At 71.5% G+C, this 25,689-nt stretch carries 21 protein-coding genes; 11 read left to right on the forward strand and 10 right to left on the reverse strand.

The genetic code is table 11. From position 1 onward, the window contains the following. Nucleotides 1–8: 8 nt before the first annotated feature. Complete coding sequence (locus ACP4J3_RS34770; RefSeq protein WP_426540287.1) at nt 9–785, forward strand: class I SAM-dependent methyltransferase; 777 nt, start codon at nt 9–11, stop codon at nt 783–785. On the opposite strand, the gene ACP4J3_RS34775 is transcribed toward ACP4J3_RS34770, so the two are convergent. Further along, nucleotides 694–2,520 (reverse strand): glycoside hydrolase family 15 protein, encoded by a 1,827-nt coding sequence (locus tag ACP4J3_RS34775; protein WP_426540288.1) that lies wholly within the window; start codon nt 2,518–2,520, stop codon nt 694–696. The genes ACP4J3_RS34770 and ACP4J3_RS34775 overlap by 92 nt on opposite strands. Before the next feature lie 137 nt (nt 2,521–2,657). On the opposite strand from ACP4J3_RS34775, the gene ACP4J3_RS34780 reads away from it, so the two are divergent. After that, on the forward strand, nt 2,658–3,401 hold the full coding sequence (locus tag ACP4J3_RS34780; RefSeq protein ID WP_426540289.1) for a TetR/AcrR family transcriptional regulator: 744 nt from the start codon (nt 2,658–2,660) through the stop codon (nt 3,399–3,401). A gap of 27 nt (nt 3,402–3,428) precedes the next feature. Here the strand turns inward: ACP4J3_RS34780 and ACP4J3_RS34785 are convergent, their stop codons facing one another. The 6 genes from ACP4J3_RS34785 to lat all read right to left on the reverse strand — a co-directional run bounded on the left by ACP4J3_RS34785 (nt 3,429) and on the right by lat (nt 12,325). After that, nucleotides 3,429–4,091 carry an NUDIX domain-containing protein gene (locus tag ACP4J3_RS34785; RefSeq protein ID WP_426540290.1) on the reverse strand — a complete coding sequence of 221 codons (663 nt, stop codon included), beginning with the start codon at nt 4,089–4,091 and terminating at the stop codon, nt 3,429–3,431. Nucleotides 4,092–4,145: 54 nt separating this feature from the next. Further along, the gene (locus tag ACP4J3_RS34790; RefSeq protein ID WP_426540291.1) at nt 4,146–4,814 is read right to left on the reverse strand and encodes a hypothetical protein; all 669 of its coding nucleotides are present in this window, start codon (nt 4,812–4,814) and stop codon (nt 4,146–4,148) included. Between the two features lie 93 nt (nt 4,815–4,907). After that, nucleotides 4,908–7,160, reverse strand: coding sequence for a protein kinase domain-containing protein (locus ACP4J3_RS34795; RefSeq protein ID WP_426540292.1), 2,253 nt, complete (start codon nt 7,158–7,160; stop codon nt 4,908–4,910). Between the two features lie 63 nt (nt 7,161–7,223). Continuing rightward, nucleotides 7,224–9,404, reverse strand: a complete 2,181-nt coding sequence (locus ACP4J3_RS34800) for a thiamine pyrophosphate-dependent enzyme (protein WP_426540293.1) — start codon at nt 9,402–9,404, stop codon at nt 7,224–7,226. Next, nucleotides 9,401–10,954, reverse strand: a complete 1,554-nt coding sequence (locus ACP4J3_RS34805; RefSeq protein WP_426540294.1) for an aldehyde dehydrogenase family protein — start codon at nt 10,952–10,954, stop codon at nt 9,401–9,403. Before ACP4J3_RS34805 ends, ACP4J3_RS34800 begins: the two co-directional genes overlap by 4 nt. A gap of 30 nt (nt 10,955–10,984) precedes the next feature. Continuing rightward, nucleotides 10,985–12,325 carry an L-lysine 6-transaminase gene (gene lat / locus ACP4J3_RS34810; RefSeq protein WP_426540295.1) on the reverse strand — a complete coding sequence of 447 codons (1,341 nt, stop codon included), beginning with the start codon at nt 12,323–12,325 and terminating at the stop codon, nt 10,985–10,987. Between the two features lie 215 nt (nt 12,326–12,540). Here lat and ACP4J3_RS34815 point away from each other — a divergent pair, with 215 nt between their 5' ends. The 3 genes from ACP4J3_RS34815 to ACP4J3_RS34825 all read left to right on the forward strand — a co-directional run bounded on the left by ACP4J3_RS34815 (nt 12,541) and on the right by ACP4J3_RS34825 (nt 15,563). Next, nucleotides 12,541–14,430 (forward strand): AMP-binding protein, encoded by a 1,890-nt coding sequence (locus ACP4J3_RS34815; RefSeq protein ID WP_426540296.1) that lies wholly within the window; start codon nt 12,541–12,543, stop codon nt 14,428–14,430. Then, on the forward strand, nt 14,427–14,687 hold the full coding sequence (locus ACP4J3_RS34820) for a hypothetical protein (protein ID WP_426540297.1): 261 nt from the start codon (nt 14,427–14,429) through the stop codon (nt 14,685–14,687). The genes ACP4J3_RS34815 and ACP4J3_RS34820 overlap by 4 nt, the downstream gene beginning before the upstream one ends. 132 nt (nt 14,688–14,819) lie before the next feature. Next, a complete protein-coding gene (locus tag ACP4J3_RS34825) occupies nt 14,820–15,563 on the forward strand; it encodes an XRE family transcriptional regulator (RefSeq protein WP_426540298.1) in 744 nt (247 codons plus the stop codon). A gap of 96 nt (nt 15,564–15,659) precedes the next feature. Here ACP4J3_RS34825 and ACP4J3_RS34830 read toward each other — a convergent pair whose 3' ends face one another. Next, nucleotides 15,660–16,304: a class I SAM-dependent methyltransferase gene (locus ACP4J3_RS34830; RefSeq protein ID WP_426540299.1), complete on the reverse strand. Its 645-nt coding sequence runs from the start codon at nt 16,302–16,304 to the stop codon at nt 15,660–15,662. A 115-nt stretch (nt 16,305–16,419) separates the two neighbouring features. Here ACP4J3_RS34830 and ACP4J3_RS34835 point away from each other — a divergent pair, with 115 nt between their 5' ends. The 5 genes from ACP4J3_RS34835 to ACP4J3_RS34855 are packed head-to-tail and all read left to right on the forward strand — an operon-like array spanning nt 16,420 to nt 21,876. After that, nucleotides 16,420–17,544, forward strand: a complete 1,125-nt coding sequence (locus ACP4J3_RS34835; protein WP_426540300.1) for a radical SAM protein — start codon at nt 16,420–16,422, stop codon at nt 17,542–17,544. Between the two features lie 12 nt (nt 17,545–17,556). Continuing rightward, nucleotides 17,557–18,498, forward strand: a complete 942-nt coding sequence (locus ACP4J3_RS34840) for an Rv1678 family membrane protein (protein ID WP_426540301.1) — start codon at nt 17,557–17,559, stop codon at nt 18,496–18,498. 5 nt (nt 18,499–18,503) lie between these two features. After that, the gene (locus ACP4J3_RS34845) at nt 18,504–19,397 is read left to right on the forward strand and encodes a putative selenate ABC transporter substrate-binding protein (protein ID WP_426540302.1); all 894 of its coding nucleotides are present in this window, start codon (nt 18,504–18,506) and stop codon (nt 19,395–19,397) included. Beyond that, a complete protein-coding gene (locus tag ACP4J3_RS34850) occupies nt 19,394–20,140 on the forward strand; it encodes a phosphonate ABC transporter ATP-binding protein (RefSeq protein ID WP_426540303.1) in 747 nt (248 codons plus the stop codon). The genes ACP4J3_RS34845 and ACP4J3_RS34850 overlap by 4 nt, the downstream gene beginning before the upstream one ends. Continuing rightward, on the forward strand, nt 20,137–21,876 hold the full coding sequence (locus ACP4J3_RS34855) for a PhnE/PtxC family ABC transporter permease (protein ID WP_426540304.1): 1,740 nt from the start codon (nt 20,137–20,139) through the stop codon (nt 21,874–21,876). The genes ACP4J3_RS34850 and ACP4J3_RS34855 overlap by 4 nt, the downstream gene beginning before the upstream one ends. Before the next feature lie 687 nt (nt 21,877–22,563). Here ACP4J3_RS34855 and ACP4J3_RS34860 read toward each other — a convergent pair. Both ACP4J3_RS34860 and ACP4J3_RS34865 read right to left on the reverse strand, forming a co-directional pair. Continuing rightward, the gene (locus ACP4J3_RS34860) at nt 22,564–23,127 is read right to left on the reverse strand and encodes an MBL fold metallo-hydrolase (RefSeq protein WP_426540305.1); all 564 of its coding nucleotides are present in this window, start codon (nt 23,125–23,127) and stop codon (nt 22,564–22,566) included. Between the two features lie 54 nt (nt 23,128–23,181). Then, on the reverse strand, nt 23,182–23,796 hold the full coding sequence (locus ACP4J3_RS34865; protein ID WP_426540306.1) for a TetR/AcrR family transcriptional regulator: 615 nt from the start codon (nt 23,794–23,796) through the stop codon (nt 23,182–23,184). 188 nt (nt 23,797–23,984) lie between these two features. Here ACP4J3_RS34865 and ACP4J3_RS34870 point away from each other — a divergent pair, with 188 nt between their 5' ends. Then, the gene (locus ACP4J3_RS34870; protein WP_426540307.1) at nt 23,985–25,640 is read left to right on the forward strand and encodes an amidohydrolase; all 1,656 of its coding nucleotides are present in this window, start codon (nt 23,985–23,987) and stop codon (nt 25,638–25,640) included. Nucleotides 25,641–25,689 lie beyond the last annotated feature (49 nt).

Below are 25,689 nucleotides of genomic sequence, written 5' to 3' on the forward strand. Positions count from 1 at the left end.
CCGGGGGCATGCTCGCGTCCCAGACCTTCGGTGCCCTGCCGATCCGCAACGACGACGTGGACTGGGACACCTGGCCCGTCCAGGACTATCTCGCCGAGAACTACCGCGAGCTGCACCCGGCCGACGCGGAGGTCATCGCCCACCACGCGGAGCTGTACCGGAAGCTGGCGCCCGGGAGCATCGCACAGTCCGTGGAGTTCGGTGCCGGGCCGAACCTGTACCCCCTGATGCTGGCCGCCAGCGCCTGCCGCCGCGTCGACGCCGTGGATGCGGGTGCGGCCAACGTCGCCTATCTGACCGGACAGCTCCGCCACGGCCCCGACGCCAGCTGGCAGCCCTTCTACGCGTTGTGCCGGCGACACGTCCCGAATCTTCCGGCGACCCTCCCGGAGGCGCTGTCGCGGGTGCGTGTCATCCATGGCGACGTCCGGGGCCTGCCGTCCGGCAGGTACGGTCTCGCGTCGATGCACTTCGTGGCCGAGGGCGCCACCGAGGACTTCACGGAGTTCACCGAGTTCTGCCGTCTGTTCGCCCGCTGTGCCGTCCCGGGCGGGCATCTGGTGGCCGCGTTCATGGAGAACATGCCGACCTACCGCATCGGCCGGGCCTCACGCTGGCCGGGCTGCCCCGTGGACCCGGACGCGGTCCGGGAGGTGTTCGCACCGCTGACCGAGTGGCTCTCGGTGACCCGCATCAACGCCGACCCGACGCTCCCGGACTACGGCGACTCGGGGATGGTGCTGATGACAGGGCGAACGCCGTCTCCACCAGGGCGATATGGCTGAACGCCTGTGGTGCGTTGCCCAGTTGGCGGCCGGCGTCCGGGTCCCACTGCTCGGCGAGCAGTCCGACGTCGTTGCGGACGGCGAGGGCGCGTTCGAAGACTTCCCGGGCCGGCCCTGGACGCCCGATCGCGGCGAGGGCATCGGCGTACCAAAGGGTGCACGCCACGAACGTGCCCTCGGGACCGCGTATGCCGTCCACGTCGTGCACACCGCGGCCTGCGGGGGCGTACCGCCGGACGAACCCGCCGTGGTTCAGCCGCCGCACGGCGCGCACGGTGCCGCGCACCCGCTCGTCGCGGGCGGGCAGGAAGCCGAGCCTGGGGATCAGCAGGGCCGAGGCGTCCAGGGCCGCGGAGCCGTAGGACTGCACGAAGGAGCCCTGCCGCGCGTCCCAGCCCTGCCTGCAGACCTCCCGGTGCACCTCGTCCCGCAGAGCTCGCCACTGGTGGCAGGATCCATTCCGGCCGAGCGCCTCCCCCATGCGCAGCGCCCGGTCGGCGGCCACCCAGGTCATGACCTTGGAATGGACGAACTGCCGCCCCGGACCGCGCACCTGCCACAGTCCCTGATCGGGTTCGCGCCAGTGCCGGAGCAGGTGGCCCATCAGCGCCTCCACCAGGCCCCACACACGCCCCGGCATGGGAATCCCCGCTCGCAGCGACAGGCAGAGTGTGTCCAGGACCTCGCCGTACACGTCCATCTGGACCTGGTGCTCCGCCAGGTTGCCGAACCGGACCGGCCGCGATCGCTCGTAGCCGGGCAGCCAGGGTGCCTCGGTCTCGTGCAGGAGCCGCTGTCCCCCGACGCCGTACACGGCCTGCAGATCGGCGGGATCTCCCGCGATGGCCCTGATCAGCCAGTCCAGCCAGGCTGTGGCCTCGTCGCGGTAACCGCTGCGCAGCAGGCAGGACAGGGTCAGGGTGGAGTCGCGCAGCCAGCAGAACCGGTAGTCCCAGTTGCGCTCGCCTCCGATGCATCCGGGCAGCGAGGTGGTCGGCGCGGCGACGATGCCGCCCGTGGGGGCGTAGGTGAGCGCCTTGAGGGTGATGAGCGACCGCACCACCGCGTCCCGCCAGGGCCCCTCGTACCGGCACTGAGCGGTCCAGCGCCGCCAGAAGTCACTGGTCCCTTTCAGCGCCGTCTCCGCCGGGACGGACAGCGGCGCCGGCTCCTCGGCCAGGTGCGACGGCGACCACACGAGCGTCAGGGCCAGCCGCTGACCGGCCGGGACCGTGAAGTCGAGCACGGTGGGATCCCGCTGATCGGGCGGGACCACCGGACCGTCGGCGTGCAGCCAGACCGCGTCCGGCCCCGCGACCGCGACCGTGCCGGATGCGGCGTCACGCACCCACGGCACGACCCGGCCCTGGTGGAACCGCAGCCGCAGTTCGCTGCGCATGTGCGCGGAACCCGACAGACACTCGACGACGCGGACCAGGCACGGCAGCTGCGCGCGCGGAGGCATGAAGTCCATGACCCGAACCGCGTCGCTCCCGCTGCGCCACTCGGTTTCCAGGACCAGCGTGTCCGGCCGGTAGGCCCGGCGTGTACAGCGCGCGCGGCCTCTTGGAGCCACCCGCCAAAAACCGTTGGCCCGGGTGCCGAGGAGTGCGGCCAGACAGGCGGGAGAGTCGAATCGAGGCAGGCACAACCAGTCGATGGACCCGTCCCTGCCGACCATGGCGGCGGTTTCCAGGTCGCTGATGAGGGCGTAATCCTCGATGGGTGAACTCATGATCGGGAGTACGCCGTTGTGCGCTTTGCCGCACCTCCAGGCTACGCCGGTCACGGCTGACGGTACAGCGGACGTTTACGTCGTATACGGTGCCATTGCCCCATGCGTCATAGAGTCGACCGGTGAGGAGCAGGCGAATGAAGAACGACCCGGAGGCGGGCCCGGCTCGGCGTGCGAGTGACCGCGGGCGGCACGGCAGGCTCAGCCGGGAGCGTGTGCTGGCCACCGCCTTGGAGCTGGTCGACCGCGAGGGTCTCTCCGCGTTGAGCATGCGCCGCCTGGGATCGGAACTCGGCGTCGAGGCCATGACCCTGTACCGCTACGCGTCCAGCAAGGAGGCCCTGCTGGACGGGCTGGTCGAGGCCCTCTACCTGCAACTGGAGGACCGCCTCGCGCAGGCGCCCACCGGGAGTACGGCGTCGGCCGAAGGGCCCGGCGACCGGCGGCCCGAGTGGCGGGACGAACTCCACCGGATCGCCCTGACCACGTACGAGGTCTGCTTCGCCCACCCTCAGGTGGTGCCGCTCATCTCCACGCGCATGATGGCGGTCCCGCTGGCCCGGAGGCCGCCGGCGGTCCTGAGAGACCATGAGCGGGTGCTCGCCCTGCTCCGGGGGGCGGGGTTCGACGAGGAGCGAGCCGCTGCCGTCTTCCACGCCTTCACCGCCTGGGTCCTCGGTTATGTGTCCGTGGGTCTGCGGGCCATGGTGGACAACCCCGATGAAACGGATCCCGCCTTCCGTCTCGGCCTGCACCGCATGCCGCCCCATGAGCTGCCCACGCTCCGGGCGATCGCCCCAGTCCTCGCCGAGCAGGGCGGGCCGGAGGGCCTGGCCGCCGGGATCGACGCCGTGCTCGGCCGGTTCGCCGACGCGGAGTGAGGACGGGGCCGCTCGGCACGGAGGCGTTCAGCGGGCGAACGGGCCCTCCAGCGCCGCCCACTGCAGCAGCATGATCGTCTTCGCGTCGGCGATCTCCCCCGTGCGGACCATCTCCAGGGCCCGGCGGAAAGGCAGTTCGAGGATCTCGATGTCCTCGCCCTCCTCGTCCAGGCCGCCGCCCTCGTGGGTGCGGGTCGAAGGGCCGTAGGCGGCGGCGTAGAAGCTGACGCGCTCGGTGACCGAGCCCGGGCTCATGTAGACGTCGAAGACATGCTGGACCTCCCCGATGGTGTGCCCGGTCTCCTCCACCACCTCGCGGCGCACGGCGATCTCCGGGTGCTCGTCATCGTCGTCGAGCAGCCCGCCCGGTGTCTCGATCAGCATGCCGTCGGGGTGGCCGTTGACGTACACGGGAAAGCGGAACTGGCGGGTGAGCAGGACGGTTTCGCGTTCGGCGTCGTACAGCAGCATGGTCGCGCCGTTGCCGCGGTCGTGCGTCTCGCGCTGCTGGGTGCTCCAGGTGCCGTCGGCGTGCCGGAAATCGAAGGTGGTGGCGCGCTCGACGTACCAGTGGCTGGACAGGAGCTTCACGTCCCGCACCTTGACGCGGGGGTTGCCGGTCAGATCCCGGCCGGCCTGGTCGAGTCCGGTGCGCCCGCGGCGGTCGGGGGTGTCGATGCCGGCGGTCATCGGGCGCCGGCCGGTTGGATGAGCGAGTTGGTCATGGCTCGCTTCTACCATCCTTCAGCCCACGATGTCGGCCTTGTCCAGCACCTGCGCCGCCGCGGGCGGGCGGATGTCCAGGGGCTCGTCGAAGGCGCCGAAGGACGTGGTGGTGACGTTTCCGCCACCCTTGTGGACGACCCTCAGCAGATACGGCGTGCCCTCGGTGGCCACGTAGAAGGTGTACGTCCCCGCCTTGTCCGCCTTGTCCGTGACGTGCAGCGTGATCGCGTCCCGGTCGCCGACGCGGGTGGCCTCGCCCTTCCTCGCGGTGCCGAATGACTCGAACGTCCAGGTGCACGCGGCCAGTCCGTCGCCCGGCTGCGCCTCGTCGGCGGGGACCTTCGCCCACTGCTTCGGCCGGACGTCGGCGACGGGTCTGCCGCTCCAGTTCTCGAGGTAGGTCTCGTCCGGGCGGACGTAGTCCGTCTCACCGATCCTGATCTGTTCGAGGCTGCCCTTCTCGCCCCAGGTGGTCCTGGCCGTGCACCGGTCCTTCAGGTCCGTCCGCAGGCGCATGGTCACCGTGCCGCTGTCTGCGGTGTTGCTCATGTCAACGGTCACGGAACGCAGCGCGCGCATCGTGTCGTTGGCCTCGTCGAGCAGGTCGGCCGCGGACTTCTCGGCGCCGCCGTCGCCGCCCGCGCATCCGGTGAGCGCGACTCCCATGAGCAGGCACGCAGTCGTCATGGCAAGCGTTCGCATCGAGCCCCCCAGCTCCGTCACCGTTCGCCGTATGACCATGTTCATGATCGGCAGCGGGAGCCTACCAGCCCCGGAGGGCTAGGAGCTGGTGCCGACGGCCTCCGACGGACGGGCCTTGGGGCGGTCCGGGCGTGCCGAGAAGGCCGTGTCGCCGGCCACCGCCACGATCGCGTCCTTCACCAGCAGCACGCTCGGGAGCCTGTCCTTCGCCGAGGCCCCCGGGTCGTCCAGCTTGTCCGTGGTCCACCGTACGGCGCCGGTTTCGCGGTCGAGGGCGAGCAGGCGGCCGTAGCGGTTGGCGAAGTAGAGGGAGTCGTACCTCATCGACCGAACCGGTGCCGACAGGTTCTCGATCTGGGTGCCCTTCTGCCACAGCCGGGCGCCGTCGGTGACGCTTCTCGCGGTGACGGTTCCGTCGGGGCGGACGAAGTACACGACGCCGCCGACGAGCGTGGGCATGCCGCGCGGGGTGCCCGGCAGGGGGATCCGGGTGACGGCGCCGCTGGTCGGGTTCACCCGCAGGAGGGCCTTGTACGACTCGTCCCGCCTGTCGCTCGACTCGGAGTCCAGGCTCTGCCACACCGCGAACAGCGGCTGCCCGTCGATCGCGCCGATCGGCTGTGCCGCCAGGGGCAGCGCGCCGAGTTCACGCGCCGTGCCGTCGGCCGGGTCCAGGCGCAGGAAGCCGGCCGAACCCTTGAAGGGGTCGTCCGCGTCGGTGCACACGCCGTAGGGGGCGCCGCCCAGGACCGCCGGGGCGCAGGCGGTGCCGGCCGACGCCTGCGCGGGCGCCCGCCACAGGTCCTTGCCCGTGGTGAGGTCGAGGGCGACGAACTCCGTCCCCTCGTCCGACATCGCCAGGACGCCACCTCTGAACAGGGCGGCGGGATGACCGGCGTCGATCGTGCGGGTCCAGACCCGTTTCCCGGTCTCGGCGTCGAGGGCGACCAACTGCTGGGTCGAGTACACCGTGTCCTCGTTGGGCTGCACGTACACGTACACGATCCCGTTGCGCACGCCGAGGGGCCGCTCGGCCGCCTGCGAGTTGTTGCCGAAGCGCCACTCGACGCGGCCCGAGGCGGCTGCGATCCGGGCGACCGTGAAGCCGGTCCCCGCGCAGTACAGGGAGGATCCGCCGGAGACACAGCCGGAATCCACGGTGTCCACGTTGGTGACCAGGGACTCGTCCTTCACGGGCCGGGTGAGGTTCGCCTGCCAGGGCCGCCAGCTTGCGGGGAGCGCCGGGGCGGGCGAGGCGGGGTCGTCGGCGGCGGGCGTGTCGTCGGTGGTCTTCGCTCCGGACGCGAAGTGGTAGGCCGACACCCCCACCACGGCGACGGCCAGGGCCGAACCGAGGGCGACGAGGAGGCGGCGCGTGCGGCGGCCGCGGCCGGTGGCGCCGGTCGCGGCCGCCGCCGTGTCACCGAGGCGCCGGGATGCCCTCCGGCCGGTCGGAACGGTCGGCGGGCCCGCGATTGCGGGGGCCGTGTCCGGCAGGGTCTCGAACAGCCGGTGCAGCTCGGCGAGTTCGGGCCGCGCATACGGGCTCTTCTCCAGGCAGCGCTCGGTGATGCTCCGCAGGGGCTCCGGGACTCCGTCCAGGGCCGGCGGCTCGTGCATCACCTGATAGCCCGTCATGTATGGGCTGCCGCCGCCGTCGAAGGGACTGCGGCCGGTGGCCGCGTACACCAGCAGTGACCCCAGTGAGAAGACGTCCGAGGCCGCGCCGACGTCCCGGGGCGTGGCGAACTGCTCCGGGGACATGAACGGCGGGGTGCCCATCAGCCGTCCGGTCACGGTGAGGGCCTGGCTGTCGGCGGCACGCGAGATGCCGAAGTCGATGACGCGCGGACCGTCCGCGGCCATCAGGACGTTGCTCGGCTTCAGGTCCCGGTGCACCACACCCGCCTGGTGGATGTCCCGCAGCGCCTCGACGAGCCCCAGCGCCAGCGTGCGCAGCTCGCGCCCGCCCAACGGCCCGTCCTCGGCGACGATGTCGGACAGCGTGCGGCCCGGTACGTACAGCGTCGCCATCCACGGCTGTTCGGCGTCCGGATCGGCGTCCACGACGGGCGCGGTGAACGCCCCGCTCACCCGGCGGGCCGCCGCGACCTCCTGCCTGAAGCGGGCGCGGAACTCCTCGTCCTGCGCGTACTGCGCGTGGATGACCTTGACCGCGACCTGCCGTCCCGAGGCCGATCGGCCCAGGTGGACGACGCCCATGCCGCCACTGCCCAGCCGATCGACGAGCGCGTAGCCGCCTATGGACCCCATGGAGTCCATGGAGCCCTTGGAGCCGTCGGGCTCCGATTCCCCGGTGCTCAGCGGCATCGCCGGTCAGCCCTCCCAATTCCCTTGCGTCACACGCTTGTTCAGCGGCATCAGCCTAGTGCGTCACCGGTGATCACGCGGGACTGCCGAGAGCAGTTCGTCGGCGGCGCGCTCGACGTCGGTCTCGGACACGAGGACCAACTGCGCTGCCTGCCCCAGCGGGATGAAGCTGTCCCGGCTGGCGACCCGTCGGACGGAGCCGGTGAATCCGGCATCGATCAGGGCGGTGACGACACCCTCCGACACGCCTCCCGTACGGCGGGTCTCGTCGACGACGAGGACGCGTCCCGTCGCACGGGCTTCCCGCAGCAGGTCGTCGACCGGCAGGGGGGCCAGCCAGCGCAGGTCGACGACCCGGCACGCGATGCCCCGCCGCTCCAGGCGGCGTGCGGCTCGAAGCGCGATGCGCAGGCCGTTGCCGAAGGTCACGAGGGTGAGGTCCGCGCCGGTGCCGTAGGTGCGCGCCCGGCCGATCGGTACGTGCTGTGCGGGTGGCGGGTACGCGGCGAGCCACCCGCTGTCCCCGTCCGTGTGGAGATCCCGCGTGTGGTAGAGCGCGATCGGCTCGAGGAAGGCGCTGACCGTCCCGTCCACCTTCCCGGCCGCCACACACGTGCGCAGCATCGCGGCGGCGTCGTCGGGGCGGGCCGGGGAGGCGATGACCAGACCCGGAACGTCACGCAGGACGCCCAGCGCGTTGTCGTTGTGGAAGTGACCGCCGAACCCGCGCTGGTAGCCGTAGCCCGCGATGCGGACCACGAGGGGGTTGCGGTACTGGCCCTGGGAGAAGAACTGGAGCGTGGCGGCCTCGCCGCGCAGTTGGTCCTCGGCGTTGTGCAGGTAGGCGAGGTACTGGATCTCCGCCACCGGCAGCAGCCCGGACAGCCCCGCCCCCAGCGCGAGGCCGAGGATGGCCTGCTCGTCGAGCAGGGTGTCGAAGACCCGGGCGGTACCGAACCGGCGCTGCAGTCCCCGGGTCGCTCCGTAGACCCCGCCCTTGCGGCCGACGTCCTCCCCGAAGACGACCATCTCCGGGTGGCTGCCAAGCAGGTCGGCGAGGGTGTGGGTGATGGCCTGGGCGACGGTCACGGCCTCGCCCACGGGCGGTGCCGCGGGTAGTTCGCCGGTACGGCGTGCCTCGGCCGCCACGAGGTCGGGACGGCGGGGTGCGATGGGGGCGGCGATCTGCGTGGCGGTGGTCAGGGGCGCGCTGTCGAGGGCTTCTTTGGCTACCGCGAAGACCCGTCCGCCCACCTCGTCGTACCGGTCGAGCACCTGCTGCGGGGTGAGGGCGCCCGCCGCCGTGAGCAGCCGGGCCGTGGCCGGCAGCGGGTCGCGTTCCAGGTCCGCGGCGACTTCCGACGGCACCCGGTAGGCGGCTTCGGCGTCCGAGCCCGCATGGCCCAGGAAGCGCACCATCGACAGGTGCAGGAACGCCGGTTGCCGGTTCTTGCGCACATGGGCCACCGCCTCGCACGCGACGGCGAAGGCGGCCGCCGGGTCGCACCCGTCCGCGGCGAAGTAGGCGAGGCCGGGCCGGTTGCCGTAGGCGCGCCGCACCCAGTCGTGCGGTGTCGGCACGCTGATCCCCAGGCCGTTGTCCTCGCAGACGAACAGCACCGGCATCGGCAGGCCCTGGTAGGCCGCGTGGCAGGCGCTGTTGATGGCCCCCGCCGCCGTGGAGTGGTTGACCGAGGCGTCGCCGAAGGAACAGCAGACGACGGCATCGCCGGGCCAGGCGCACTCGACTCCGAGCCGCTTGGCGCGGGCGATGCTCCACGCCGCTCCGACGGCCCGGGGCAGGTGGGAGGCGATGGTCGACGTCTGCGGCATGACGGCCAGTTCGCGACGCCCGTACACCTTGTGCCGGCCACCGGCGATCGGCTCGTCGGCCCCGGCGGCCACCCCCAGCAGCATGTCCCTGACCGCGTCGACGCCGCCGGCCTGCCGGGCGCGGGCGCAGTAGAAGGCGCCGGAGCGGTAGTGCAGCAACGCCGGGTCGGTGGGGCGCAACGCGAGGGCGAGCGCGGCGTTGCCTTCGTGTCCGCTCGATCCGATGGTGTAGTAGCCGCGGCCCTGCTGCTGCATCCAGCGCGCGGCGGCGTCGGTGTGCCGGCTCTCCAGTTGGGCTTCGAACAGGTCCAGTGCGGTACGGGTGTCCAGCGGGCCGGCGGCGTGGGCGGCAGGTCGGAGACCGGCCACCGCCTCGCGGAAGTGCCGGTCCAGGTCCTCGACGCCGCTCACAGGCGGAAGGACAGGTCGGGCTCGAGGGTGGCCACGTCCATCTGTGCTTTCTGCAGACGGCCGGAGTGGTCCCAGTTCATCGACTGCCAGCGGGTGAACTGGTCGAGCACCCACTGCCCCGACTGGCGAGAGCCGTTGCCCGACTTGCCGTTGCCGCCGAACGGCAGATGTGCCTCGGCTCCGGAGGTGGTGTTGTTGACGCTGACCATGCCCGCGGAGATGCCGCGCCGGTACGTCCACACCTCGTGCGGGTCGGTGGTGTAGATCGCGGCGGACAGCCCGTAGCCGTGGGCGTTGGCCAGGTCGATGGCCTCGTCGAAGTCCCGGTAGGTGGTCACTGCGACCACGGGGCCGAAGGTCTCGGTGCGGAACAGCTCGTCGTCGCGGCGCACTCCGTCGACGATCACCGGGTGGTAGAACATGCCCGCTTCGGGGTCCCCGACGAAGCCCTTGCGCGGGTTGCCGGCCGTGATCCGCCCGATGCCGTCGGAGCCGTACGTGCGGTGGTGATCCTTGATCCAGCCGAGGAAGGTCTCGTAGCGCCGCGCGAAGCGCTCGTCGAGCATCGGGCCGTAGAGCACGTCCTCGAACGCGTCGCCGATCCGCGCCGCGCGGCTCGCGGCGTCGAAGCGGGCGAGGAAGTCCTCGTGCACCGACTCGTGCACGATGAGCGTCCCGAGGGAGGTGCAGCGCTGTCCCGCGGTGCCGAAGCCCGAGAACAGCGCCCCCTCGACCGCCAGGTCGAGATCTGCGCTCGGGGTGACCACCTGGGGGTTCTTGCCACCCAGCTCCAGACACGGGGTCTGCAGGTGGCTGCCGCACAGGGCGCCGATCTTCCGGCCGACGAGCGTGGAGCCCGTGAAGCCGACCTTGTCGACCAGCCCGGCCTCGAGGGAGGCCTCCAGACCGGCGTACGTCTGCTCCCCGTCGGCGAGTACGAGGTTGAGTACGCCGTCGGGCAGGCCGCCTCCGTGCACGAACAGCTCGAAGACGGCCTTGGCGCTCGCGGCGGCGTACTCGGCGGGCTTCCACACCACGGTGTTGCCGGTCACGAGCGCCGGCACGAGGTACCAGGACGGCACGGCCACCGGGAAGTTGCCCGCGGTGATCACCGCGACCGCGCCCATGGGGTTGCGGAAGGTGAACAGCTGCTTGTCGGGCATCTCCGAGGGCACCGTCTGCCCGTACAGCCGACGGCCCTCGCCCAGGAAGAAGTCGCAGGTGTCGATGATCTCCTGGACCTCGCCGAGCGCCTCGGCGAGCGGCTTGCCGATCTCTTCGGTCACGATGCGGGCGAGCCGGTCCTTGTTCGCCTCGACCAGCCGGCCGATCTTTCCGATCGCGGATCCGCGCACCGGCGCCGGGACGTCCGCCCAGGACCGCTGAGCGGCCTTCGCGGCCTTGGCGGCCTCGACGAACGTCGACGCGTCCCCGAGCGAGACCTCGGTGACCAGCTCGGCGGTACGGCCGGGATTGGGGCGCTGCAGGGTCCCGCCGGGAGCGCCGGCGACCTGGTGGCCGGCGACGACCGAGGCGACGGAACGGGCCATGACTTTGCTCCTTGTCCGCTGGTGTGGGGGTCAGTGCAGACCGGCGAGGACCCGGTCGAGGGCCCGCAGGGCGATCGTGAGCTCGTCCTGGGTGATGGACAGGGCGGGGCGGAAGCGCACCGAACGCTCGCCGCACGGCAAGGCGATCACCTGCTCGTCGGTTCGCAGCTTGCGCACCACCTCGTCGCGCATGCCGCTGTCCGGCAGATCGACGGCGCTCATCAGTCCGCGCCCCCGCGCATTGGACGCCATCGACGCGTGCCGGGCTTCCAGATCACGCAGTTCCTCCAGGAACCACGATCCCACGGCGGCGGCATGGCCCACCAGGTCGTCCCTCTCGATGATCTCCAGGATGCGGCGTGCCCGGACCATGTCGACCAGGCCGCCGCCCCAGGTGGAGTTGATCCGCCCGGAGACCCGGAAGACGTTGCCGGGCACCTGGTCGACCCGGCGGCCGGCCATGATCCCGCCGAGCTGGACCTTCTTGGCGAAGGCGACGATATCCGGCTCGAGGCCGAGTTGCCGGTAGGCCCAGGTGGTGCCGGTGATCCCCACCCCGGTCTGCACCTCGTCGAGCACGAACAGCGCGTCGTACTCGTGACAGAGCGCCTGCATCGCCTGCAGGAACTCCGGACGCATGTGGTTGTCGCCCCCCTCGCCCTGGATCGGCTCGGCGATGAAGCAGGCGACGTCGTGCGGGTTGTCCTCGAACGCCCGCCGCGCCTGCCCGAGGGCCCGTAGCTCGGCCTCCTCCACCTCGGCGAGGTGGCGCTCGAGGGGGAACCGCATGGCGGGTACGTCGATGCGCGGCCAGTCGAACTTCGGGAAGCGGGCCGTCTTGTTGGGTTCGGTGTTGGTCAGCGAGAGGGTGTAACCGCTGCGGCCGTGGAAGGCGTGCCGCAGGTGGAGCACCTTGGTGCCGAGCTCGGGTGAGCGGCCCGCGGCCTCGTTGCGGCGGCTCTTCCAGTCGAACGCCGCCTTGAGCGCGTTCTCGACGGCGAGCGCCCCACCCTCGACGAAGAACAGACTCGGCAGGTCCGGATCACCCAGCACCCGGGCGAACGTCTCGACGAACTCGGCGTAGTGCGTCGTGTAGACGTCCGGGTTGGCGGGCTTGTTCGCCGCCACCTGCGCAAGCAGGGCCATGAACTCCGGATCGTCCACGATGCCCCGCGCGTTGAGCCCCAGCGGAGCGGACGCGAAGAACGAGTACAGGTCGAGGAACTTCTCACCGGTGCGCGCGTCGACGATCCACGAGCCCCGGCTGGCGAGCGGGTCGAGCACAAGTTTGAAACCATCGGTCAGTACATGGCGGCCGAGCCTCTCGTGCACCTCGTCCGGGCGGACCGTCGACGTAGCGGCAACCGTCATGGAGCACCTACTCTCGATAGCCGTTCACGGAAGATATTTCGCCGATCATGAGAAGCATCGAAATTATTTTAGATGCGACGCGAAAAACACCGCAAGGTTTCGCACGCCGACCGTCGCCGGTTGCCACGGGCTGAAAATCATGACGCCGATTGAACGGCGGTGCCGGAGGTGAAAGTCTGGGCGTCCGCCGGATCAGGCACGGTAAGGAGTGCGCGATGGGAACGTACGAGGATCTCTTCCGTGCCAGTACCGAAAACCCGGAGGACTTCTGGTTGCGGGCGGCGGAGGGCATCGACTGGGACGTCACTCCACAACGGGCCTTGGACTCCTCGCGCGCCCCCTTTTACCGCTGGTTTCCCGACGGGCAGCTCAACGTCTGTTTCAACGCGGTCGACCGGCACGTCGAGGCCGGCCGCGGCGAACAGCCCGCGCTCATCCATGACTCACCCGTGACCGGCATCCGGCGCACCTACACCTACGCGCACCTGAGGAACGAGGTGGCGGCTTTCGCCGGAGCACTCGCGGGGCTCGGCGTAGGCCAGGGCGATCGTGTGGTCATCTACATGCCGATGGTCCCCGAGGCCGTCGTCGCGATGCTGGCCTGCGCACGTATCGGCGCGGTCCACTCGGTCGTCTTCGGCGGCTTCGCCGCACGCGAACTCGCCCTGCGCATCGATGACGCGGCCCCCAAGGTGGTCGTCTCCGCCTCCTGCGGCATCGAGGGCAAACGGGTCATCGCGTACAAGCCCCTGCTCGACGAGGCGATCGAACTCGCGGCCCACAAGCCGGAGAAGCGTGTGATCCTGCAACGCCCGCAGGAGCCGGCCGAGTTGGGGCCTGACGATCTCGACTGGGCCGACCTGGTCGCCGACGCACCGCCGGCCGACTGCGTTCCCGTCCCGGCCACCGATCCCCTCTACATCCTCTACACGTCCGGAACGACCGGAAAGCCCAAGGGAGTCGTGCGTGACTGCGGCGGCTACGCGGTCGCCCTCCACTGGTCGATGGGCGCCGTCTACGACGTGGGCCCGGGCGAGACGATGTTCACCGGCTCGGACGTCGGCTGGGTCGTCGGGCACTCGTACATCGTCTACGCGCCGCTGCTGGTCGGTGCCACGACGGTCCTGTACGAGGGCAAGCCGGTCGGCACCCCGGACGCGGGCCAGTTCTGGCGCGTCGCCGCCGAGTACCGGGTCAAGACCATGTTCACGGCGCCCACCGCGTTCCGGGCCATCCGCAAGGAGGACCCGAAGGGAACGCTCACCGCGGGATACGACCTGACCGGTCTGCGCCACCTCTTCCTCGCAGGCGAGCGCCTGGACCCCGAGACCTACCACTGGGCGAGCGATCTTCTGGGCATCCCGGTGATCGACCACTGGTGGCAGACCGAGACCGGCTGGCCCATCGTCGCCAACCCGATGGGCATCGAGGCGGCTCCCCTCAAGCCCGGGTCCCCCACCCGCCCGCTGCCGGGGTGGGACGTCCGCGTCCTCGACCCTTCGGGTGAACCGGCGCCCGCGGGGGTCGACGGCGCGATCGTCGTACGCCTCCCCCTGCCGCCCGGCGCGCTCCCCACGCTCTGGAACGACGACGACCGCTACGTCACCTCCTACCTCTCCACCTATGCCGGCTACTACCTCACCGGCGACAGCGGTCACATCGACGACGACGGCTACGTCTTCGTCATGGGCCGCACCGACGACGTCATCAACGTCGCCGGACACCGGCTGTCCACCGGCAGCATGGAGGAAGCCCTGGCCGCCCACCCCGACGTCGCCGAGTGCGCCGTCATCGGCGTCGCCGACGCCCTGAAGGGACAGGTACCGCGCGGCTTCGTCGTCCTGAAGGCCGGCACCGACCGCGCACCGGGTGAGGTCGAGGCCGAACTCGTCCAGCTCGTGCGTGAACGGATCGGAGCCGTCACCTCCCTCAAGGACGTCGCGGTCGTCGCCGCCCTGCCCAAGACCCGCTCGGGGAAGATCCTCCGCAAGACGATGCGCGGCATCGCCGACGGGCACGATGAACCCATCCCCTCCACGGTGGACGACCCCGGTGTCATCGAGGCCCTGCGCCCGGTTCTCCGACGCTCCGGTCACGCACGGTGATCCTCGAAGGCGCCGGCCACGGAGCCTTCGGCCCCGCGCCGTTCCACCCCTCAGCGCTCAGCATGTTCCCACCACACCAGATTGGCGGCAGCCTGGGCCACGGGCTCGATGGTCTCCCAGCACTCGGCGACCAGCCCCTCGTCGATCCGCCAGATATCGACGACCGCGACCTGACGCCCGGCATCGGCGAGCGGGACGAGTGCCGCCTGGCGGCAAGCCACTCCGTCTTGGTCGAGGAGGTCGAGTCCGGCCTGTGATGGACGAAGTCATCGCTCAACAGCGGTTCGAGCGCGTCGACGCTGCCCGTCTCCATCAGTTCGGCTCGCAACGGCTGTCGATGACATCGGATTTCATGGCGCACGGCCCCACGACGAGTACTCTCGATGGTCGTGCATACGGTCGGGGAACTCTTGCGGCAGTGGCGGCATCGCCGACGACTCAGCCAACTCGACAAGTCCAACCCGAGCGCTGACATGGTCCTCCGGCTCGCGGATCAGCTCGATGTGCCGTTGCGTGATCGCAACCGACTGCTGCTCGCGGCCGGCTTCGCACCCCGGTACGCCGAGCGGCCGCTCGATGACGACGCCCTGTCGGCGGCCCGGGACGCGGTCGAGAGGGTGCTCCGCGCGCATGAACCGTACCCGGCGGTGGCCTTCGACCGCCGGTGGAACATCGTGATGACCAACCGCGCGGTCGAGCCGTTCTTCGCGGACGTCGATCCCGATCTGCTACGGCCGCCGATCAACCTGGTACGGCTGGGACTGGATCCGCGAGGGTTCGCCCCGCTGGTCGTCAATCTGGCCGACGTGCGTGCGGTGTTCCGCTCCCGCATCAGGCGTCAGCTCGCCGTTGCTCCCGACGCTGAACTCATCGCGCTCTACGAGGAACTGCTGGAGCCCGATTCCGAGGACGCATCGAGCCGACCGGTCGAATCCGATGTCGTGATCCCGATGGTCCTTCGCTTCGACGGACGAGAGCTGCGGCTGTTCTCGACCATCACCACGTTCGGTACGCCGATGGACATCACGCTGGACGAGGTCGCGATCGAGTCGTACTACCCGGCGGACGCGGAGAGCGCCGCCTACTTCGAGCAGTCCAGCGGTGACGCCCGAGTAGCCGCCGCCTGTCCCTGATCAGCAAAGGTTCCGGTGGTTGGTCCCGCGAGCAGGGCGGCGGCGACGGTGGTTCGGAGGCGGATTCCCACCGCCGGAGCAACTCCCGGCCGCGGCTCACAGGCGTCGCATCAGGACCGCGGTGAACTGCTGGGAGGTGCCCCAGGGGGTGAGGTGGTCCTCGCCGGCGGTGTCGAGGAGTTGGTAGCCGGGGAACTGGGCGGCGAGTTCGGCGTGGGTGTAGCGGACGATCGGCAGGCCGCTGCACGTGGTCGGGCCGTCCGGGCCGAACGTCGCCACGACGAGCCGGCCGCCCGGTCGCAGCGAGCGCTCCAGCGAGGCGAGGTAGTCGGCGCGTTCGTCCGGCTCCGTGAGGAAGTGGTAGACGGCCCGGTCGTGCCACAGCGCGTACTGGCGGCCCATGCGCAGATCGAGGACGTCGGCCACCGTGAGGACGACGTCCGCGCCCGCCGGACCGAGCCGGTCGCGGACGGTCTGCAGGGCGGTGACCGACAGGTCGACCGCCGACAGGTCGCGGTAGCCGCGTTCGACGAGGTGGTCCACGAGCGTCGACCAGCCGGCGCCCACGTCGATGACGGGCTCGTCGAGGTCGAGCCCGGCCTTGTCGACCAGGCCCAGGGAGAGTTCCGGGACCGACTGCCACCAGGAGACCCCGTCGATGTCCTTGCTGTGGTGGACGCCTTCCCAGAACTCCGTCCGGGCCGCTGCGTCGTCGGGGCGCGGGGTGCCGTGGTCCGTCATGGCTGTGACGGTAGCGCCGGTGGGTCGGGCTCGGCCGTGGGGGGCAGGTGCCGTCATGGTTCCGTAAGGAGCGATCCCCTCCTTGCCGCGCCCGGCCGTGGCTACCGTGATCGCCATGGTCGAACGGACACATCCCGATCCGGCGCCGACTCCGCTCGGCGAGGTCCAGGCGCTGGTCGACGGCGGCGACATGGACTGTGGCAGTGGTCTGCTGCTGCTGATCACGCGGGCGATGAGGCGGCTGGAACCCGGGCAACTGCTCGGTGTGCGCAGCGCGGAGGCGAGCGTCGTCACCGATCTGCCGGCCTGGGCCGACCTGGTCGGGCACGACGTCATCCGCGAGGTCGCCGAGTCGGCCGAGGGTCCTTGGTGGTTCGCCGTGAGCAAGGCGGGGAAGGCGGGCAAGGTGGACGAGGCCGGCCCGCCCGTCGAGGCCGTCACGGTTTTCACCCGGGGCGAGCGGACTCCGGTGGGCCGGCGGCTGTGGCTCTACACCAACTTCGACTGCAACCTCGCCTGCGGATACTGCTGCGCCGAGTCCTCGCCCAGGGCCGCGGCCCGGCGGTTCGACCCGGCGGTGGCCGCCGCGGTGTTCGAGGAGTTCACGGCCCAGGGCGGCGCGGAGGTGTTCTTCACCGGCGGCGAGCCGTTCATGCACCCGCAGCTCGGTGCCCTCATCGCGGCGGCGGCCGGTCTGGAGCGCACCGTACTGACCAACGGGATGATCTTCTCCAGGGGCACCCGCCGGGAGACCCTGGAGAAGCTGGACCGCGACGTGGTACTCCAGATCAGCCTCGACTCGGCCACGCCCGAACTGCACGACCGGCAGCGAGGTCCGGGATCGTGGTCGCGGGCGCTCGACGGGATCACGCTGGCGCGTTCGCTCGGGTTCCGGGTGCGGGTCGCCGCCACGCTCTACGACGAGGACCCGAAGGGTGTGGACGCGCTGCACCGGCGCCTCGACGACGCCGGGATCGCCGTACCGGACCGGATCATCCGGCCGGTCGCCCATGAGGGCTTCGCCGACCACGGGGTGCACGTCTCCCTCGACACCCTGGAGCCGGAGCCGACGCTCACCGCGGACGGCGCCTGGTGGCACCCGGTGGCGGTCACCGACCCGCATCTGCGGATCGCCGACGCCCCGCTGCCGCTGGCCGAGGTCTTCGGGGTCGTACGGGACACACTCGCCGTCCAGGACGCCGCCGCCCGGTCCGGGCGCGAGGTCTTCCGCTGCGCCTGAGGGAGCAACCGTATGCAAGCACGTACGACCGGGACCGCGACGTCCAGGACCGCGCCCCTGCGCTGGCTCTTCGCCCCCGCCGCCGACTCCGTCCCCCGCGGACAGGCGGGCGGGGCTGCCTTCCTCCGGGTGCTGCTGGGCCTGATGTGGCTGCACAACGTGTCGTGGAAGGTGCCCCCGGACTTCGGGGACGCCGACGGGGGGCTCTACAAGTGGACGGCCTTCGCCGTGAGCCATCCGGTGTTCCCGCCGTACAGCTGGGCGGTGGAGAAGGCCGTCCTCCCGAACATCGAGGTCTTCGGCTGGGGAGTGCTGCTCGCCGAGAGCGCCCTGGCGGTGCTGCTGCTGACCGGTGCCTGGGTGCGGTTGGCGGCGGCTCTCGGTGTGGGCATGTCGCTGTCGATCGGGCTCTCGGTCGCCGAGGCCCCGCACGAATGGCCGTGGGCCTACTGGCTGATGATCGGTGCCCATGTGGCGATCCTGTTCTCCTCGGCCGGGCGGGCGTTCGCCGTCGACGCGCTGCGGGCCGGGCTGGGCTCCGCCCGCGGGCTCGGCCAGGTCTGGGGCGCGATCGTGGTGGTCATCGGCGCCCTCGCCGTAGCGGGCTCGGCGGGAGACGACGCGCTTGCCGCCAGCGGCCACGACGTGAAGGCCGGGGACCTGATGATCAGCTTCGGCCGCTACAACCTCGTCGGCAGCCTGGTGCTGGTGCTGGCCGGTGTCCTGCTGCTGTTCGCCGCCCGCGGCGGGAGCGCCCTCCTCGGCCGGGCGGCGGCGGCCGTCGCCGCCGGTGCCGCGCTGACCCTGCACGCCCAGATCGGCTTCAGCGACCCGCTCCTGGGCGGTACGGCGACCTCGGCGGCCCTCCTGCTGTCCGTCGCCCTGGTCGCCGCCGCCGTCGCCTCGAACCGCAATGCCGTCCACACGAAGAAGAAGGAGGTGTCGGGCCGGTGAGACCGATGACCCGACGTACGCTGCTCCTCGGCACCGGAGCGACGCTCCTGCTCAGCGCCTGCGGCACGGGGGCGGCGTCGGAGACGCGGCAGCTCGGGATCTCCGCCATTCCGGACCAGGATCCCGAGTTGCTGAACCGGCTCTACCCCTCCGTGGCCGAGCGCTTCGCCGACGCGACCGGCCTGAAGGTGGCCTACCGCCCCGTCACCGACTACACCGCCGTGGTGCGGGCGTTCGAGATCGGCGACATCCACCTGGCCTGGATGGGCGGGCTGACCGGCGTCCAGGCACGCGCACGCGTGCCGGGTGCCACGGCCATCGCGCAGCGGGACATCGACGCCGACTTCCACAGCCTCTTCATCGCCCACACCGGCTCGGGCCTGAAGCCGTTCGAGAAGGTGGACGGGTTGCGCGGACTCGCCGGGCACACCTTCACCTACGGCAGCGAGACCTCCACCTCCGGCCGGCTCATGCCGCAGTACTTCATGCGGCAGGCCGGTCTCGAACAGGGCGAGCTGCGGGGGAAGCCGGGCTTCTCGGGCTCCCACGACGCCACCATCGAGCTCGTCGCGGGCGGCAGCTTCGAGGCCGGGGCCGTCAACAAGCAGGTCTGGGACGCCGCCGTCGAGGCGGGCGAGGCCGACCTGAGCAAGGTGGTCGTGTTGTGGCGCACTCCCGGCTACGCCGACTATCACTGGCTGGCCCGTCCGGATCTCGACAAGACCTTCGGCGACGGCACCGAGGAGAAGGTGCTGGAGCTGCTTTTGGGTCTCGACGACCGCAACGCCGAGGATGCGAAGCTGCTGAAGCTCTTCGGCGCCAAGTCCTTCGTACGGACGAAGAATTCCGCCTACGACCGGATCGAGGACGTGGCCCGCGACCTGGGTCTGCTGCGGTGAGCGCCGCTCCCCCGGTGATCCGGCTCCGGGGCGCGGGGTGCCGGTTCGGCGGGCACGAGGCCCTGGGCGAGCTGGACCTCACCGTCCACGCCGGGGAACGGGTGGCGGTGCTCGGCACCAGTGGCGCCGGCAAGAGCACGCTCCTGGCTCTGCTCAACGGGTCGTTGGAGCCGACCACGGGCACCGTGGAGGTCTTCGGTGAGGACCCCGCACGTCTGACGGCCGGCCAACGGCGGCTGCTGCAGCGGCGCATCGGCTCGGTGAGCCAGGACCTCGCCCTGATCGAGCAGGTCCGGGTGGTGCACAACGTCAACGCGGGCCGGCTCGGCCGGTGGAGCACCACCCGCGCGCTGACCTCGCTTCTCTGGCCGCGCTCGCTCGACGTGGTCCGCGCCGCGCTCGACCGGGTCGACCTGGGCTGGGCGCTGTTCGAACGCACCGAGCGGCTGTCCGGCGGCGAGCGACAGCGGGTGGCGATCGCCCGGCTCCTGGTGCAGGAGCCCGAGTTGGTGGTGGCCGACGAGCCCGTCTCCGGTCTCGACCCGGTGCGCGCCGCGCGGGTTCTCAGCCTGTTCGGCGCCTTGCCGACCGTACGCACGGTCGTGGTCAGCCTGCACCAGCCGGCCCTCGCCCGCGAGCACTGCACCCGCGTGGTGGGCCTGCGCCAGGGCCGGATCGTCCTCGACGTCCCGGCCGCCGAGGCGACCGACGAGGCCCTGCACGACCTCTACGAGCTCGTATGACACTCCATCTCGACGCCCCGCCGTCCCAGCCGACCCCACCGTCCCCGCCGGCCGTTTCCGCGCCGGCGCGCAAGCCCGTGAGCGGGCGGCGGATCCTGCTGCGCAGGCTCGCGGCACTGGTGACGCTGGCCGGGCTGCTGGCCTGGGCGGCCGACCGTGCCGTCCCTTCGGACGGCGAGCTGGTCAATCGGGGCGGCCTGGCCCTGCTCGACGATCTCGCGGCGACCGTGCTGCGTCCCTCCCTGGACCCGGGCTTCCTCGGCGTGGTCCTGGAGGCGACGGCGACGACGCTGGCCCTGGCGCTGCTCGGCACGGCGGGGGCGCTGGTGTTCGGCCTGGCCGGCGGGCTGGTCCTCAGCGACGTGGCGTGGAGCGGCGCGCTGCCGTGGCCCGTACGGGCCGGGCGGCTCGTGCTGCGCGGCGCGCTGGTGGCCGTGCGCTCCGTGCACGAGCTGGTGTGGGCGCTGTTCTTCGTCAGTGTGCTCGGCCTCGATCCGCTCGTCGCCGTCCTGGCGCTCGCCCTGCCCTTCGGCGCGCAGAGCGCCCAGGTCTTCGGGGAGACGTTCGACGCCGTGTCCGACGCGCCGCTGCGCTCGCTCCGTGCCGCCGGCGCCAAACGCTGCTCCGCCCTGGTGTACGCCCTCCTTCCCGGCACGGCACCGCTGCTGCTGTCGTACTCCTTCTACCGGTTCGAGTGCGCCCTGCGGTCCGCCGTCGTGCTCGGGGTGGCCGGTGTCGGGGGCCTGGGGTTCGAGCTGACGGTGAGTCTGCAGTCGCGCAACTGGGGCGAGGTCTGGACGCTGGTCGCGGCGCTGCTGGCGCTCGCGGGGCTGGTCGAGCTGTGGAGCAGCCGGGTCCGCTCCGATGTCGCGGTGGTGACGTGCGCCGACTGGTCGGTCGGGCGTGAGCGGTCCGGGGGCGGCGGGGGCCGGTCGCCGCGCGGCCTGTCCCGCTCGACCCGCTGGTCCCTCGGCCTGGTGGTACCGGCGATGGTGGCCGCCTGGTGGTGGGTCGGCCTCTCACCGGCCGGCCTGGTCTCGGCCCGCACGCAGGAGCGCGCCGGTCGGCTGCTGTCCGACCTGTGGCCTCCGGCGCTCCCGGAGGGCGGCCTGCGCGTGCTGACCGGCGCCACCCTCGACACGGTGACCATGGCCCTCCTCGCCATGGTGGTGGCAGTCCTGATCACCCTGGTCGTGGGCCCCTGGGCCGGCCGCCCGCGCGCCGACCGGCGCGGCCCGGCGGGCTGGGGTCGACGGGCCGGGTGGGGGATCGCCCGGCTGCTGCTCCTGGTGCTGCGGTCGATCCCCCCGACGGTGTGGGCCGTCGTCGCGCTGCTGGGCCTGTTCCCCGGTGTCCTGCCCGGGGCCCTGGCACTGGGGCTCTACACCGGCGGCATCCTCGGCCGGCTGGTCGCCGAAGCGTGGGAGACGATGGACCTCGCGCCCCGGGAGTCCCTGCGCAACGCCGGTGTACCCCGCGTGGTCTCGGCCCTGGTGTCCGTGGCACCGCCGTCCGCGAACCACCTGGTCACCTACACGCTCTACCGGTTCGAGATCTGCGTACGCGACACAGCCATCGTGGGCGTCGTCGGCGCCGCCGGTCTGGGCCGACTGCTCAGCGAGCGCCTCGCGGCCTTCGACTTCCCCGTGGTCACCGCCGCCCTGCTGGCGTCATTGCTGGTCAGCCTGGTCATCGAGATGCTGGGACGTCGACTGCGACGCGCACTTCGCGCCTGATCACCGGCCGTCCCGTGCGTGAACCACCGGACCACCAAGGTCCGGTACCTCGCCTTTCGTCAGGCCGAAGCGAGTCGGTGTGTTCTCGACGTGGATCCGGGCGCCCGGTCGGACCCAGTGCGCGGGTGCACTGGAGGTGCCCACCGCAGGCCAGCGGCTCTTCCTCCCGCCCGACGCGGGTCGGGGCGGCGTGGTCGGCGAGGCGTAGAGGATGGTCGCCGGGAGGCCCTGCTCGTCGTCGCGGGCCTCATACAGGTCGACAACGGGCAGCCGCCGGGTCCGAACGCCTCCGGCAGCAGGCCGCGGAGAGGGTGGTCGACGGGCAAGTGGCCTGCTCGTGCCGGTCAGTTCGGCCTGTCTGACGAGCGTGGCGATGGCGATGCCCGTCTCCTTGGCGTACGGCTCACTGTCCAGTTGGATGACGGCAAACCAGCACATACCACGCCGCGGAGACCGGACACCCACTACTTCGCTCGGTCACGATGTGCCGTTCTTCCCTCGCACCGCGCGCCGTGTGGACCAGCGTGGCGGCCACCGCCGAAGCCATGGCCAGGAAACGCGCCCGGCTGATTCTCATGCGCGCTCTCCTCCCCCTTGTCCCTCCGGGTGGATACCAGTGTGGGAGGGGGGCGGAAGGGCCGGTGTCGGCCGATGGTCCATGGCTGGGCGACGAAGGTATGCGGCAGGCTAGACGGGCGTCGACTCCGACGGTGCGAACGGTGCTCCGTGTCCCGGGACGATCAGCGCCGGGCCGAGGGCCAGGACCTTCTGCCTGGCCGCCCGCAGTTGCTCGCGGTCGGGTGCGAAGGGGTCGTCGGCCGGTCCCTCGGCGGTCCACCACAGATGGGTCAGGACCACCAGGCCCTCGTCGGCCGTGACCAGGGTGCTGACGTCCTCGGCGGTGTGGCCGGGGGTCGTCATGAGCGTGATCGAGGGCGACAGCCGGTATCCGTCGGCATCGCGGTCCTCCCAGATGTCGTTCCGGTAGATCGCCATGTGGTCGTGGAAGCGGGCCTCGGGGAAGAGGGCCGCGTTCAGCGTGTGGTCCGGGTGGTGGTGGCTGAAGACCACGTCGGTGACGTCTTCGGGGTTCAGGCCGTGGTGCGCGAGCGGGTCCAGGATGAGCCGGCGGTCCGCGACCATGCCGGGATCGACCACTGCGACCGTCTCGCCGTCGACGAGCAGGGTGACGGTGCCGGCCACCCGCTCGTCGGCGTAGCCGGTGGTCAGGATATGGAGGGCGGCGGTCATGCGGGGCTCCTCGGGTGATGGGTGTGGGATGGGGGGTGGGGCCGTACGAGGCGGTCAACGGGGAAGGAGCGCCCCGAAGCCGGTGAGCAGGGCTCGCAGACCGATGTCGAACGCGAGCTCGGCCCGGCGGTGGTCGGTGGGGGTGTCGTCGAGTACGGCGCTGAGATGGGGGGCGGCCTCGCGGGTCACCTCGGAGACCATCACCGGCGGCGCGACGAGGTCCAGGGCCGAGCCGAGGACGAAGCTCTCCAGCGCGTTGATCAGGGGCATGACCTGACCGGCGGTGAAGCCTGCGGTCAGCAGGAGTTCGGCGACCTTCTCGTACATCGCGTGCATGAAGGGTTCGGCCAGCGGGGCCGTAGCGAGCAGCGGCACCGCCCCTGGGTGGGTGGCGAAAGCCGCGCGGTAGGAGCGGGCCCAGGCTTCCAGGGCCTGCTCCCAGGGCTGTGACGTGTCCCAGTCGTCAGGTCCGGTCTCCAGGGCCAGCTCTTCCCGCATGAGCGAGATGATCTCCTCGCGGCCGGACACATGGTGGTAGAGCGCGGAGGGAGCGACCCCGAGTTCCCGGGCCAGTGCGGGAATGGTGAGGGCGCCCTGCTCATCGACGATTCTCAGTGCCGCCGCGCCGATGCGCCGGCGGTCCAGCAGAGGGGTGCGTGGCCTTGGCACGTGGGCTCCTCTTCGTATGTCTCCCCCGGCGGGCGGCGGCACGGCTGCCCTCGGCTGTCACCCGAACTTTACCGAATGACTTTCAGTAAAACTCTTCCCGGCCGTTCGGGTCCCGCCTACATTACCGAAACCGAATCAGTTTCAGTTCGGCAGTTCGGTTGTCGTACGACGGGAGGGGTGCCGCCGGCATGCAGGCCGACATCGTGTTCACCGGAGGGACCGTCAGGACCGGGGCCGCCGAAAGCCCGGTGCGCGACGCCCTCGCCGTCACGGGCGGCAGGATCAGCGCGCTCGGGGCTCAGGCGCTCGCCGCCCGCGGCAGGGGCACCGTCGTGGTCGACCTGCAAGGAGGCGCCCTGCTGCCCGCGTTCGGCGACGGGCACGTGCACCCCGTGATGGGTGGCCTGGGCCTGCTCGGAGTCCCCGTGCGCGAGTGCACCTCGGTGGAGGGGATCGTGGACGCCGTAGGGCGCTGGGCCGAGGAGCACCCCGAGGCCGAGTGGATCACGGGCGACGGCTTCGACGCCTGGCTCGCCCCCGGCGGCAGGTTCGACGCCCGCCGGCTGGACGCGGCCGTCCCCGACCGGCCCGTGGTGCTACGCACGATGGACCACCACACCGCGTGGGTGAACAGCGAGGCGCTGCGCCGGGCCGGGTTCACCGCCGCCACCCCCGACCCCGACGGCGGAGAGATCGTGCGCCGGGAGGGCTCCACCGAACCCCTGGGCACCCTGCGCGAGTTCGGTGCCGTACTGCCCGTATTCGACCTCGTCCCCCAGCCGTCACACGAAGTGCAGGTGGACGCGCTGCGCGAGACCGCCGTCCGATTCGCCGCCTCCGGCGTGACCTGGGTGCAGGACGCCTGGGTGGAGCCGCACCACGCCGACGTCTGGATCACCGCGGCGACCAGCGGCCCGGGGCTGCCGGTCCGTGCCGACCTGGGCTTCTTCCTGGGGCCGGAGCACTGGCGCGAGCAGCTTCCCCGGCTCACCGCCGAGCGTGAACGTGTGGAGGGTGCCGCCCCGGGGCTGCTCACCGCGCACACCGTGAAGTTCTTCGCCGACGGGGTCATCGAATCCGGGACGGCCGCCCTCGTGGAGCCGTACACCGACTGCGCGCACTCCCACGGCATCGCCAACTGGGCTCCGGCGGAACTGGCCCAGGCCGTCACCGCGATCGACGCCCTCGGCTTCCAGCCCCACATCCACGCGCTCGGCGACGGCGGCGTCCGGGCCGCTCTCGACGCGATCGAGGCCGCGGCCCGCGCCAACGGCCCCCGCGACCGCCGCCCGGTCATCGCCCACGCACAGCTCATCGACCCCGCCGACCTGCCCCGCTTCGCCGAACTCGGGGTGATCGCCAATCTCCAGCCGCTGTGGGCCCAGCCCGACCGGCTGATGACCGACCTCATCCTGCCGAAGATCGGCCCGGAGCGTGGCGCGCGGCAGTACCAGATCGCCGCCCTGCTCGGCTCCGGCGCTCGCCTCGCGTTCGGCAGCGACTGGCCGGTCACCGACCACGAACCACTGCGGGGCATCGCCACCGCCGTGACCCGCCAGACGCCCGACGGCATCCCCGAGGGCGGCTGGCTTCCCCAGGAGCGGATCGACACCGCGACCGCCCTGGCCGCCTACTCCGCCGGATGCGCCTACCAGGCGTTCGAGGAGGAGAGGTGGGGCGTACTGCGCCCCGGAATGTGGGCCGATCTGGTGCATCTCGCCGCCGACCCGGTCGAGACCGCTCCCCGCGACCTCGCGCACCTGCCCGTCCTGGGCACCTGGCTCGCCGGCCGGCGCACGCACGGCTCCGGCACCCCCGTCACCGTGCCGACCGCGGCCCGATAGCCTCTCGGCGTCGTCACGGCCGGGCCCGCGTGCCAGGGACAGTCACCGT

The sequence above is a fragment of the Streptomyces sp. UG1 genome (assembly GCF_049974585.1).
GTDB lineage: Bacteria > Actinomycetota > Actinomycetes > Streptomycetales > Streptomycetaceae > Streptomyces.